Annotated in this window: 10 protein-coding genes and 1 pseudogene; 9 read left to right on the plus strand and 2 right to left on the minus strand. The window is 49.3% G+C overall.

What is annotated here, in order from left to right; all coding sequences use genetic code 11:
* Positions 1–6 precede the first annotated feature (6 nt).
* The 9 genes from HZU75_RS15030 to HZU75_RS15070 all read left to right on the plus strand — a co-directional run bounded on the left by HZU75_RS15030 (position 7) and on the right by HZU75_RS15070 (position 7,751).
* Positions 7–630 (plus strand): L-threonylcarbamoyladenylate synthase, encoded by a 624-nt coding sequence (locus tag HZU75_RS15030; protein ID WP_180306801.1) that lies wholly within the window; start codon positions 7–9, stop codon positions 628–630.
* Between the two features lie 74 nt (positions 631–704).
* Positions 705–1,352 (plus strand): site-2 protease family protein, encoded by a 648-nt coding sequence (locus HZU75_RS15035; RefSeq protein ID WP_180306802.1) that lies wholly within the window; start codon positions 705–707, stop codon positions 1,350–1,352.
* 27 nt (positions 1,353–1,379) lie between these two features.
* Positions 1,380–1,739 carry a hypothetical protein gene (locus tag HZU75_RS15040; RefSeq protein WP_180306803.1) on the plus strand — a complete coding sequence of 120 codons (360 nt, stop codon included), beginning with the start codon at positions 1,380–1,382 and terminating at the stop codon, positions 1,737–1,739.
* A gap of 219 nt (positions 1,740–1,958) precedes the next feature.
* Positions 1,959–3,161 carry an aspartate aminotransferase family protein gene (locus HZU75_RS15045; protein ID WP_180306804.1) on the plus strand — a complete coding sequence of 401 codons (1,203 nt, stop codon included), beginning with the start codon at positions 1,959–1,961 and terminating at the stop codon, positions 3,159–3,161.
* Between the two features lie 58 nt (positions 3,162–3,219).
* Positions 3,220–3,924, plus strand: coding sequence for an SDR family NAD(P)-dependent oxidoreductase (locus tag HZU75_RS15050; protein ID WP_180306805.1), 705 nt, complete (start codon positions 3,220–3,222; stop codon positions 3,922–3,924).
* A 257-nt stretch (positions 3,925–4,181) separates the two neighbouring features.
* Positions 4,182–5,111, plus strand: coding sequence for a branched-chain amino acid ABC transporter permease (locus HZU75_RS15055; RefSeq protein WP_180306806.1), 930 nt, complete (start codon positions 4,182–4,184; stop codon positions 5,109–5,111).
* A 15-nt stretch (positions 5,112–5,126) separates the two neighbouring features.
* Entirely contained in the window at positions 5,127–6,278 is a 1,152-nt protein-coding gene (locus tag HZU75_RS15060) for a branched-chain amino acid ABC transporter permease (protein WP_180306807.1), read from the plus strand.
* Positions 6,271–7,041 (plus strand): ABC transporter ATP-binding protein, encoded by a 771-nt coding sequence (locus HZU75_RS15065; RefSeq protein WP_180306808.1) that lies wholly within the window; start codon positions 6,271–6,273, stop codon positions 7,039–7,041. The genes HZU75_RS15060 and HZU75_RS15065 overlap by 8 nt, the downstream gene beginning before the upstream one ends.
* Complete coding sequence (locus HZU75_RS15070; protein WP_180306809.1) at positions 7,038–7,751, plus strand: ABC transporter ATP-binding protein; 714 nt, start codon at positions 7,038–7,040, stop codon at positions 7,749–7,751. The genes HZU75_RS15065 and HZU75_RS15070 overlap by 4 nt, the downstream gene beginning before the upstream one ends.
* A 42-nt stretch (positions 7,752–7,793) precedes the next feature.
* Here HZU75_RS15070 and putA read toward each other — a convergent pair.
* A pseudogene (gene putA, locus HZU75_RS17825) lies at positions 7,794–11,299 on the minus strand (bifunctional proline dehydrogenase/L-glutamate gamma-semialdehyde dehydrogenase PutA).
* Positions 11,300–11,401: 102 nt separating this feature from the next.
* Complete coding sequence (locus HZU75_RS15085; protein ID WP_180306812.1) at positions 11,402–13,033, minus strand: methyl-accepting chemotaxis protein; 1,632 nt, start codon at positions 13,031–13,033, stop codon at positions 11,402–11,404.
* Positions 13,034–13,063: the final 30 nt, after the last annotated feature.

The following is a 13,063-nucleotide window of genomic DNA, read 5'->3' on the forward strand; positions in this document are numbered from 1 at the left end:
TCAAATATGTCACAGTTTTTTTCAATTCACGCCGAAACGCCGCAAGCGCGACTGGTTAAACAAGCCGCTGACATTATTCGTGGCGGTGGCTTGGTGGTGTACCCAACCGATTCTTGCTATGCACTGGGTTGTTCGCTGGATAATAAAGATGGCTTAGAGCGTATTCGCCGCATCCGCCAACTTGATGACAAGCATCATTTCACTTTGGCCTGTAGCGATTTGTCTCAATTGGGTAGCTACGCCAAAGTAGATAACCGCACGTTTCGGATGCTTAAAGCCGCCACGCCGGGTAGCTACACCTTTATTTTGCAAGCGACTAAAGAAGTGCCGCGTCGAGTGTGGCACCCTAAAAAGCAAACCGTTGGCCTGCGTGTACCGGATCATCCAGTGGCCTTGGCCTTGCTAGAAGAATTGGGTGAACCAATGTTATCGACCACCTTGCTGTTGCCCGGCGAAGAATACCCAATGACCGATGCGTGGGAGATTCGTGATCGCCTTGAGCGCGAAGTCGATTTGGTGATCGAAGGTGGTTATTGTGGTACCGAACCGACGACGGTGGTGGACTTATCGGATGACTATCCGGTAGTGCTGCGCGAAGGCAAAGGCCCACTAACACCATTTGGCTTGTAATTTCTTGATGTATATGACTGTGGGTCTTGCTGATCAATGCCCCTGGCTGTATACCTATTGGTTTAAAGGATGTGATGGAACTTAACCTAATCCAGAATATTGCAGTGTGGGCTTTGCCAGTGCTGTTTGCGATTACCGCGCATGAAGCCGCGCACGCCTATGCAGCCAAGCGCTTTGGTGATCCGACGGCATTTTTAATGGGCCGTATGACCTTTAATCCGCTCAAGCATATTGATCCAATCGGGACAGTAGTGTTGCCACTGATTTGTGTTTTGTTACCCGGCGGTTTTTTATTTGGCTACGCCAAACCAGTGCCAGTCAACTTTAACGCTCTGCGCAACCCCAAGCGCGATATGCGCTGGGTGGCTGCCGCTGGCCCATTGGCTAATTTGGCAATGGCCTTACTGTGGGCCTTAGTACTGCGCTTTGCGATGGGGGCACTTGATGGGAACAGCTTTCAACTGCCGCTGGCATTGATGGCGCAAGCCGGGATACAGATCAATGTTGTGCTGATGGTGCTGAATTTGTTGCCAATCCCGCCGCTGGATGGTGGACGAATTTTGGTGTCGCTATTGCCACGCGACTTAGCTCGGCTTGTGTCGCAAATTGAGCCTTATGGCATTTTTATCCTGATTGCACTGGTTTTGGTGCCTGGTTTGCTAAGTTCAATCATGTCGCCATTTATTCATTTGGTTATGCGACTAGTAAGTGTTGTGCTGTAACTACTGCTAGTTTGCGTGGGGTCTGTGATGAGTGATCGAAAACAAGGCGGTATTTGGCTGCCGATCGCATTGATTGTGATTGGTGCGGGTTGGTTATTGCACCGCTTGGATATTGTACCTAGCGTTAACTGGATTGTGATTTTGGCATTGGTGTTTGCCGGCTCTGCCGTGTTGTGGTTAGAGGGCTTGAATAAATCGACCGTGGTGATTGGCCCGATGTTGATTGCGGGTGGGGTTAGCACGTTTTTGCAGCAATATTTCGCATTTTCCCGCGCGGTGCAAATCCCCTTGCTATTGATTTTATGCGGTTTATTGATGCTGCTAGCGCGTTCGCCACAAATCCCTGCTGCTCCCCCCAAACCTTGGGAAAAACTATCGAAAGACTAGTTTCACTAGGTATCTGCATCGAGGCGTTCACTCAATTGGCCTAGCTGTATATACCTGATTATTTTGTGATTAATTTTAATTAATATCTGCAACTAATTACATAGCAATTGTTCTTTGTGATGAACAATGCGTTTCTGTTCGGTGCTCGTCGCCGAGCAAACAAAACTGCTAATATGGCGCTGTCTTTGAACCCGCCGACTGAAAAATAAGGATAAACAAATGTCTTTGACCCGTTCCGATTTTGATCAATACATGGTTCCTAATTACGCGCCTGCGGCGTTTGTACCGGTGCGTGGTGCGGGTAGCCGAGTTTGGGATCAGAACGATAAAGAATACATCGATCTGGCTGGCGGTATTGCGGTGAACTCTTTGGGGCACTGCCACCCGGTGCTGGTGAACGCGCTGACCGAGCAAGCCAATAAACTGTGGCATGTCTCGAACGTGTTTACCAACGAGCCAGCATTGGCTTTGGCGAAAAAACTGGTGGAAGCGACGTTTGCCGACAAAGTATTTTTCTGCAATTCAGGCGCTGAGGCGAACGAAGCGGCGCTTAAATTGGCGCGCCGTGCGGCGATTGAGCGCTTTGGTGAGCAAAAGCATCAAGTGCTCTCAACCTTGAATAGTTTCCACGGTCGTACCTTCTTTACTGTGACCGTTGGTGGCCAGCCGAAATATTCCGATGGTTTTGGCCCGAAACCACAGGGTATTGAGTACTTTGAATACAATAATCTCGATAGCCTCAAAGCGCTGATTAACGACAATACCGCCTGCGTGGTGGTTGAGCCGATTCAAGGTGAGGGCGGTGTTTTGCCAGCCGATCCAGCCTTCCTGCAAGGCGTGCGCGAGCTGTGTGACAAACACAATGCATTTTTGATTTTTGATGAAGTGCAAACCGGTATGGGCCGTACGGGCTCACTGTTTGCCTATCAAGAATATGGCGTCGTACCGGATATTCTGAGCAGCGCAAAAAGTTTGGGTGGTGGTTTCCCGATTGGTGCGATGCTGACCACCGCGGATATTGCCAAGCACTTGGTCGCGGGCACTCACGGCACGACTTACGGCGGCAATCCTTTGGGCTGCGCAGTGGCCGGTGCCGTGCTGGATGTGATCAATACCCCTGAGGTGTTGGCAGGTGTGCGTGCCAAGCATCAACAGATCAAGGCCGGTGTTGAGGCGCTCAATGCCAAGTACGGCGTCTTCAAAGAAGTGCGTGGCATGGGCTTGCTGATGGGGTGCGTATTGGCCGATCAATACAAAGATCGTGCTAAAGACGTGCTTAACGCAGCAGCAGCACAAGGCTTGATGGTGTTGATGGCGGGTACCAATGTCGTGCGCTTTGCACCATCGCTAGTGATTAGTGATGAAGAAATCACTACCGCACTGGCACGCTTGGATTTGGCCTTGGCTGCGTTCGTAGCCTAATTACCTTATAGCTTAAAACCAAACCCGCTGAGATCAGCGGGTTTTTTTATGGAAATCGATGATGAAGCTGGCGCTGATTATTGGTGGTTCACGTGGTTTGGGATTGGCTCTGGCCGAGCAATATCGAACGGCGGGCTGGGTTGTATATGAGTTTTCCCGTAGTGGTACAGGGGAGGGGCATATTGAGCTTGACCTTGTTGGGAATGATTTTTCGGCCTATACCAATCTTTTGCAGCAGTTGGCCCAAGCAGATTGGCAGGAGATTGTTTTGATTAACAATGCAGCCACTATTTTGCCGATCAAACCAGTGACACAAATGGGGCAGGATGAATTGATGGCTGCATTGCAGCTTAATTTTAGTCACCCGCTTCTGCTGCTTCATGAGTTTGTTGTCACATTTGCGCAACATCCTGCACGCAAAGTACTGGCCCAAATTTCATCGGGTGCAGCGCTGCGCCCAATTGCCGCGTGGGCCAGTTATTGCGCCAGCAAAGCTGGTGTTGATCACTTTATGGCGGTATTGGCACTAGAACAAAGCACCGCCAAGTACCCAATTCTGGCCATTGTGCTCGATCCTGGTGTGATGGATACCGCAATGCAAGCGACGATTCGTGCCAGTGACCCCGCCCAGTTCCCTGAGTTGGCGCGGTTTATTGCGCGCAAGGAGCAGGGGGTGTTGCGTCCCGCTGCTGAAGTTGCGCAATTTTGTCGTGCAGCGATTGCTCGGGCGCAGCAAGGGCTACGCTACGATATTGATGGGTAGTCGGCTGATTTGAGCCGCCTGATAAGCGGCATTTAATGACGATTTGAAGATGTTGTTTTAGCGATAACTCAATTAGGGGTTTCCGCGTAAGGGAAAAACGCAGTGTTCTGCGCAACAGCAAACAGGTAATTTGCGTGAATACCGAACTGTAACGGTAAAATTCACATCAATCTGATATGGATTGAAGATAAAACGGGCAGTCTGTTAGGCCAAAACTGGCTGAATCGTACTTATAAACCTCCTCAAGGGTGGCAAGCGTGGATATTTTCCTACAACAACTTATCAATGGGCTGGTCGTCGGTAGCATTTATGCGCTGATTGCACTGGGCTACACGATGGTGTACGGCATTATGCAATTGATCAATTTTGCGCACGGCGAGATTGTGATGATTGGCGCAATGGTCACCATTACCTGTATCAATCTGCTCGTGGGCGCTGGAGTTCAGTTGCCAGGCCCAGTGTTATTACTGGTCGGGCTGATGATGGCGATTCCGGTATCAATGTTTCTTGGTTATTCAATTGAGAAAATTGCCTACCAGCCACTGCGTAAGGCACCAAGATTGGCGCCCTTGATCACTGCGATCGGCGTTTCGATTGTGCTGCAGCAAGCCGCTATGTTGATCTGGGGACGTAACTATCGCCCATTTCCACCGATTTTGCCTTCTGAGGTACACATTATCGGTGGTGCCGCGATCACTGATTTGCAAATTGCAATTATCGCCTTGGCATTGATTTTGATGGGAGGCTTGTTCTTCCTGATCGAAAAAACCAAGTTAGGCCGTGCAATGCGTGCAACGGCGCAAAACCCAGAAGTAGCAAAACTGATGGGCGTAAACGTCAATACCATTATTTCGATGACCTTTGTAATTGGCTCTGCTTTGGGGGCCATGGCAGGGGTGATGGTCGCTGCCAATTATGACCAAGCGCATGCATATATGGGCTTTATGATTGGCCTGAAAGCCTTTACTGCAGCAGTACTGGGTGGCATTGGCAATATCGGCGGCGCTGTGCTCGGTGGCTTGCTGCTGGGGATTATCGAGAGCTTGGGCTCCGGTTATCTGGGCGATTTAACAGGCGGTGTACTGGGTAGTAACTACAAAGATATTTTTGCCTTTGTCGTGCTGATTATTGTGTTGGTGTTCCGTCCATCCGGTTTGATGGGTGAACGTGTTGCTGAACGCGCTTAAGCAAGGATCGTAACGATGGATGCTTTATTAAAAAATAATCGTAACAATATCGTTATGATGGCCGTGCTGGCGGTTGTCCTTGCCGTATTGCCCTGGGTATTAGGCGGTGCATTTGAAAATGGCAAATCGTGGTTACGCGCAGTCGATTTCGCCCTGCTGTATATCATGCTGGCTTTGGGTCTAAATATCGTCGTTGGTTATGCTGGCTTGCTTGATTTGGGCTATATCGCCTTTTATGCCGTGGGCGCTTATTTATTTGCCATTCTTAATTCGCCGCATCTGCAAGCAGTATTGCCCGCTTGGTTAAGTCACCCACCTTTTCTGGTCATGATGGTTATGGCTGCATTTGTGGCCGGGATCTTTGGCGTTTTGCTGGGCTCGCCTACCCTGAAGCTGCGTGGTGACTATTTAGCCATCGTGACCTTAGGTTTTGGCGAAATTGTACGCATCTTTATGAATAATCTGGATCGTCCGATCAATATCACCAATGGCCCACAAGGGATTAATAATATCGACCCGGTACAAATCGCAGGTTACGATTTTGGCCGCCCGATTGAGATTTTGGGTTTGACGTTTGAGAAAATCCATCTCTATTACTACCTAATTTTAGCCTTCTGCGCCCTGATTATCTTTGTGTCGATTCGCCTGCAAAACTCTCGTATTGGTCGTGCTTGGGTTGCGATTCGTGAAGATGAAATTGCGGCCAACGCCATGGGGATTAACACCCGCAATGTGAAATTACTGGCCTTTGCTATGGGGGCCAGCTTTGGTGGTGTCTCTGGTGCATTGTTCGCCAGCTTCCAAGGCTTTGTATCACCTGAATCTTTTGTCTTGATGGAATCGGTGATGGTGTTGTGTATGGTAGTGTTGGGTGGGATGGGAAATATCCCCGGCGTTATTTTGGGGGCGATTATTGTCTCGATTACCCCAGAATTACTGCGCGACATTATCAACCCGCTGCAGATGGCAATTGCCGGAAAAAAAGTAGTTGATCCCGAAAATCTGCGGATGCTGATTTTTGGTTTGGCCATGATTGTGATTATGTTGGTGCGTCCAGCAGGTCTGTGGCCATCAAAACGCCGCCGTGCAGAATTGCAACCCAAAACCAAAGACATTGCCCTGCAAGAAAAAGACAGCTTGCAAGATGCGGAGCGCAATCATGACTGAAGTTTTATTAAGTATTGAAGGGATTAATAAGCGTTTTGGTGGTTTACACGCCTTAAGCGGGGTGGCTCTGACCATTAATAAAGGTGAGATTTACGGTCTGATTGGCCCAAATGGTGCCGGTAAAACCACATTGTTTAATGTGCTCACTGGGCTGTATCAACCCGACGAAGGCAAGTTTACCTTTAAAGGGCAAGATCTATTTCGTAAAAAACCCAACGTGGTTGTTGAGGCTGGCATTGCCCGTACTTTCCAGAATATTCGCCTGTTTGCCAATATGACTGCGCTGGAAAATGTCATGGTTGGCCAGCATGTCCGCACCAATATTGGTGTACTAGGGGCAGTGCTTCGCTACCCAAAAGCGCGTGCTGAAGAAGCATCTATCAAGGCCAAATCGCAAGCTTGGTTGGAGTATGTTGGCATTGCTGATCGTGCGGATGAGTTAGCCCGTAATTTATCGTACGGTGATCAACGTCGCCTTGAAATTGCTCGTGCATTGGCAACTAACCCCACGCTGTTGGCACTTGATGAACCTGCAGCAGGGATGAACCCCAAAGAAACGGATGATTTGAAAAAGCTAATGGAGAAAATCCGCGCAGACGGGGTGACTATTTTGCTGATCGAACATGATGTGAAATTAATGATGGGCTTGTGTGATCGGATTGCCGTGCTTGATTACGGTAAAAAAATTGCTGAGGGTGTGCCAGAGCAAGTCAAGAATGATCCACGTGTCATTGAAGCCTACTTGGGAGTGGCGCCTGAATGAGTACCTTATTACAAGTAAAAGACCTGAAAGTCGCTTATGGTGGTATTCATGCCGTCAAAGGGATTAATCTCGAAGTAAAAGAAGGCGAATTGGTTGCCTTGATTGGCGCCAATGGCGCAGGTAAAACCACTACGCTGAAAACCCTGATGGGAATGGTTAAACCTGCGGGTGGAGAGATTTTATTTGAGGGCCAATCCACCGCAAAATTAGCAGCCCATGATTACGTAAAGCAGGGTTTGGTGATGGTGCCAGAGGGGCGGGGTATTTTTAGCCGCCTAACTGTGGAAGAAAATTTGCTGATGGGGGCATACAGCCGTTCTGACAAAGCAGAAATTTTGCATGATATGGAGCGTGTGTATCATTTATTCCCACGTTTGAAAGAGCGCTACAAGCAACTCGCGGGCACTTTGTCGGGTGGTGAGCAGCAAATGGTTGCCATTGGTCGCGCAATGCTCAGCCGACCAAAATTGCTGCTGCTTGATGAACCGTCAATGGGCCTGGCTCCGATTATCGTGCAGAAGATTTTTGAGATTATCAAAATGATCGCTGCCGAAGGAGTAACCATGTTGCTGGTCGAGCAAAATGCCAAGCTTGCCCTGCAGACCGCTGATCGTGGCTATGTTATGGAGTCGGGCAAGGTCACTTTTAGTGATAAAGCGGCTGCTTTGCTGGCCAATGAAAAGGTACAACAAGCGTATCTTGGTGAGTAAATTAACCTGTTTTCGGCTAAGCCCCGTCAAGTACGGGGCTTTTTATTGGGCGCCCTGAGTGAGTAGCGCAACATCGCCGCCCGTGGCGCTAGTATTCGTAGTCACCGTATATTCGGCTACTAAACGAAATAATGGCCATTTTCCATCTTCAAATGGTTGAATGAGCGGGATAATTGCCCCATCTTGCTGTGCCAGCAGTTTTTCGATTCGATCTGCATCCAAGCTGTGACTGAGCACTGCTTGCACCCCTAACTGTAGCGGCTTCTCGCTGAATATCAGGTCATGTGGGCCTAGGTATTTTTGCCATAGTCTGAACAGGTCTGGTTGCGTGATGACGGCTTGGTTGCCCGTTAGGATGGCAATTCCCACTTGTTGAATTAAGTCCCAATCGCTCGGTCCAAAGCATGCCACTTTGCCACGGCCTCGATAGCGAAGCTCGTTGGTTTCTCCGCTAACAGCTGGCAATTTAATAATTTGATCAATCGGGCTGCGCCGCGCGGCATCTTCTAACAAAATTTCAAGATCAACGCCTTGGTCCATATCTGGCCACAGGTGGGCAAGTTGGCGCAAGAGTTCGAGTTTGCTTGGCAAAATTTGATAGTGGGGCATACATGGGTCAGCGTTGCACACTAGGCGCCAGTGAGCCCAAGGCCCGCCCGCTTTTGGGCCTGTTCCCGACTTATTTTGTCCGCCAAAAGGTTGCGCTTCAACCACTGCACCAATTTGATTACGGTTGACGTAGTAATTTCCAATGCGCGTGTTAGCAATAATGTGTTCGATGTTACGTTTGATTCGGCTATGAATGCCCAAGGTTAAGCCAAATCCTTGCTGATTGAGATGCTCTAATAAAGTATCAAGTTGTTTGGCTTGATAGCGGTAGGCGCATAAAACTGGGCCAAAGATTTCTTCACTTAAAACCTTCAGCTGATCAATTTCAATCAGGGTCGGGGCGATGAAACAGCCGTGCTGACATTGCTCGGTTAGGGGGGATTGCTTGATCTGATAGCCAAGCCTAAGATAGGTATCGATCGCCAGGCTAATTGCTTGCCGTGATTTAGGCCGGATTATTGGCCCAACCTCGGTTGATGCTGAGCTAGGAGAGCCGACAATAATGGCATGAAGGCAGGATTTTAGTCGCGCCAATAATTCATCGGCAATTTCAGCTTGAACGCACAGCAGGCGCAGCGCTGAACAACGCTGACCAGCACTATCAAAGGCGGAGATGAGAATGTCCCGAATGGCTTGATCAATTTGCGCGCTGCTATCAACGATCATTGCATTGACGCCCCCTGTTTCAGCCACTAGCACACGATCAGCGCCAAATTCAGCTAAGGCACGGCGGATTTGCTTGGCCGTATTGAGCGAACCGGTAAAGCAAACCCCTGCGCAGCGATGATCGTAGGTCAAAGCCGCACCCAGCTCTCCCCCCCCAGTAGTAGCTGCACTACTTGGGGTTCAATTCCCGCCTGATAAAAGCATTCAATGGCTTGTGCTGCGATTAGGGGCGTTTCCGGAGCTGGTTTGGCGATTACGGTATTGCCTGCCAGTAAAGCGCTGGCAATTTGCCCGACAAAAATGGCTAGCGGAAAATTCCAGGGGCTAATTGCAACCACGATCCCCAATGCTGCGGGACAGCTATGTTGCCAGTCGCTACGTGCCTGCGCTGCATAGTAACGACAAAAATCAACGGCTTCGCGAAATTCCTGCAGAGCATTGATCGGCGTTTTTCCCGCTTCGCGGATTAACAAATCGAGCAATAGCACTCGCTTGGCTTCCAGTGCATCAGCACACGCCTCAAGCAAGACCGCCCTTGCCGAGACCCCCAATGCCTGCCATTTTTTTTGCGCCAGTTCCGCGGTGTGAAAAGCGGTTTCTATTTCATTAAAAGCAGTTTCGGCATATTGGCCAACAATCTCAGTAGTTAGTGCAGGGTTTGTTATTGTTTTTAAATGGGTATTGCCATCTGTATCAATGTAATTGCTAGGTAGCGCAATATACCTCTGTTTTTTTTGTGCATTGAGGTCTTCTCTTAAGCGAATAAAATCTGGCCAGTGATGCAGGTCAGATAGGGCAGGGCTTACTCGCGGCAGGAATAATTTATTTGGTTGCCGCAACGTGTGCTGGCTCGCGCTATTGGACAGCTCTGGCCGCGTTGCCTCTGCTAGCACTTGGTGAACGAAAGAAGTATTAGCGCCATTTTCCAAGAAACGCCGTACCAAATAGGGTAGGAGCTCCTTGTGTGCGCCTACGGGGGCATACAAGCGGCATGGGCGCTCAATACCCAATTCGTGCGCTAATTGATAGAGGGTTTCTCCCATGCCAAATAAGGCCTGAAATTCGCAATTTTGCGCACCTGCCATCTGATGAATGGTCGATAAGGTAAAGGCATTGTGGGTGGCAAATTGAGCAAAAATCCGGTTTTCCGCCTGTAATAAAATGCGTGCACAGGCTAAATATGATTGATCAGTGAGGGTTTTGTTGGTCCAGACCGGATAGTTGGCCAAACCGGCTTGCTGTGCCCACTTGATCTCACTATCCCAATAGGCCCCCTTGACGAGTCGTACCGTGATCGCTCGGTGTTGTTGCCGAGTCGACTGACTGAGCCATTTCACAACCTGCAATGCATTTTTTTGGTAGGCCTGAACTGCGATTCCCAAGCCACTCCAATTGAGCAAATCTGGCTCTGCCATCAAGCGTTCGAATAAACTGAGCGTTAACAGTTGGCGATGACTTTCTTCGGCATCAATGGTTAGGCCAATATCGTATTGTTTTGCAATCAGCGCGAGTTGATATAGTCGTGGATAGAGTTCAGTGTGTACCTGCTGATAATGCAGAAAATCAAACTTATGACACAGCGCCGATAGTTTGATCGAAACCGCCGGGCCAAATTGACCCGCTCCCTGACTATAAGCCCCTACCTGATGAATGGCCTGGGTATAGCGTTCCAAATAGACCGATGCCTCTTCGGGGCTGAGAGCCGCTTCACCAAGCATATCAAATGAATAGCGAAAATCTGGGTTTTGGGCCTGCAGCGCCGCTGTAATGTCTTCGGCAATAACAAATTGGCTTGCCAGTAACCGCAAAGCTTGTTTAATTGCTTCGCGAAAAATTGGCGTAGTTAGCGGGGTATGAGTACTTTCGGCAAGATCCAGCCCTAGAGTGGCAAAATTGATTAACCATGATGGGCTGTGACCACGGTGTTGATGCCAGTCGGCGGCATGCAATTGCTCTTCAATAAATTGGTCGAGCTGAAAGTGATCAGGAATGCGCAGCGCCGCTTCAGCTAGATTGAGTAAGGCTCGACCTGCTGGTGTAGACAGGGGATACTGACTTAATAAATTATCAATGCCAGCCTGATTTTGTCGTGCGATGCGCAGTTTCTGACTGAGCAAGTGCCCCATCGCATCAGCACGCAAGCTTTGTTCCGCACTGAGTTGACAGGCATCTTGAATTTGCCGAGCCGCACTTTGTTCATCTTGATACTTGGCCTGAGCAAGGTTTGTAAAAGCGGGGCTGAGTGCGGGAATCTCAGCGTTGGAGCTGTGCATATTACCCCCCGGGTTCGGTCGGTAGTCAGCGTTGAGTCGAGCGGCGCCTTGCTCGCGGTAGTAGCCCGCAGCCAAGTATTGAGTTTGGCTGCGAGCCGATACTTACACGGTAAAACGGCGAATTGTATTGTCTAGATCTTGCGCAATCTGGCTCAGGCGTGTTGAAAGCTCATTAGTGCTTTTGGCTGCGCCATGGTTTTCCTCACTGGCCTGCGAAATATGCTCGACATGGCGTGCAATTTCCTGACTGGCTGAGCTTTGCTCTTTGATTGCATTGCTGATGCTTGCAATATGTTCCACGGTACGGCTGGTTACATGTTCAATTTGTGATAAGGCTTCGGCTACGCTTTCCGTGCTTCTTACCCCGTTTTCGACCAAACGACCCGCCGCGCGCATGCCGTCTGCGGCGGCACTGGTATCGCGTTGCACAGAGTCAATTTTGCTGGTGATTTCTACTGTGGCTTGAGTGGTGCGTTCAGCTAATTTTCTAACCTCATCCGCCACAACAGCAAAACCTCGCCCAAGATCCCCTGCACGCGCAGCTTCAATCGCGGCATTCAGTGCCAATAAATTGGTTTGATCAGCAATGTCTTTAATGACCATTGCAATACTGCCAATTTCATCTGAACGTTGATTCAACTGCACAATCACGTCAGAAGAACGCGTGATCGATTCGGCAATTTGATTAATTTCCACTGCTGCGCGTTGTGCGGTTACTGCGCCTTCTGTCGCAGTTTGTGCCGCTTCCCGTGATTCAGCTTCAACGTTTTGCGCATTTTCAGCAATCATGTGTACGCTGACTGACATTTGTTCAATCGCCGCCGCTGTAGATGCCGATGCTTCCGCTTGGACATGTGAGGCCTGGCTGACCTGACCAGCCGCATCGGCAAGTTCACGCGAGGCCGTAACCAGTGCGCCCGAATTGCGATTGGCCTGCCCAATCACTTCGCACATGCCGGTGAATAATCGGTTCAATGCTGAAGATGTTTTGCCAATCTCGTCATGATTGTGTATCGCTAAGCGGCGACCAATATGGCCCGTGCGGTCGATTTCGGTGATTTCGCGTTGTATTGCATCGAGCGGTTTGCTAACCGCTTGGCTAATAAAATATGCCGCGACGATCGCAGTAATGGTTGCCAGAACCATCAGAATTAAAGTGCTGCGCAAGGTGCTGTCTTCATCGGCTTGTACTTTTTCAGCGATCGCATTGACCGCTTGAATTGCGGCCTCGGCATGCTCATCGGAATCTTCCGCTAACTTGCGGATCACCGCTTTATTTTTATCGAAAAACTCATTGGCTTCCTGTGTCGTGGTAAATTTGCCCGCCACAACTTGTGAGGCCACTTCATTAAACGCACTTGCGTAGGCATCAAGCCCGCTTGCTAGCCCTTGCAGATCGTTTTTTTGCGCGTTGCTGGCTACCTTTTCAAGTGCACTCAGGGTGTTTTTCGAGTTGCCTAGGGTTTTATCCCATTTTTCTTTATATTCTTTCACCTTCTCCGGCTTGTTTAGATTCATAAATAAATCTTTCTCGTAGCGGCGCAACAGTAAGATGTCTTCGGTAAAATCGGTCATGCCAACCCCGTAGACGAGATCAGTGGCCAATAGTTGCTTTACCATCGTCGCCGAGCTGCGCATGTGATATATGCCCGATATCCCCACCGCGATCAGCAATACAATTAGTAAGGCAAATCCGGCAGTAATTTTTTTAGAAATCGTGAGCTGGTTGAGCATGAGACACCTTGAATTAAAAGAGAATTACAA

The sequence above is a fragment of the Chitinibacter fontanus genome (genome assembly GCF_013423785.1).
GTDB lineage: Bacteria > Pseudomonadota > Gammaproteobacteria > Burkholderiales > Chitinibacteraceae > Chitinibacter > Chitinibacter fontanus.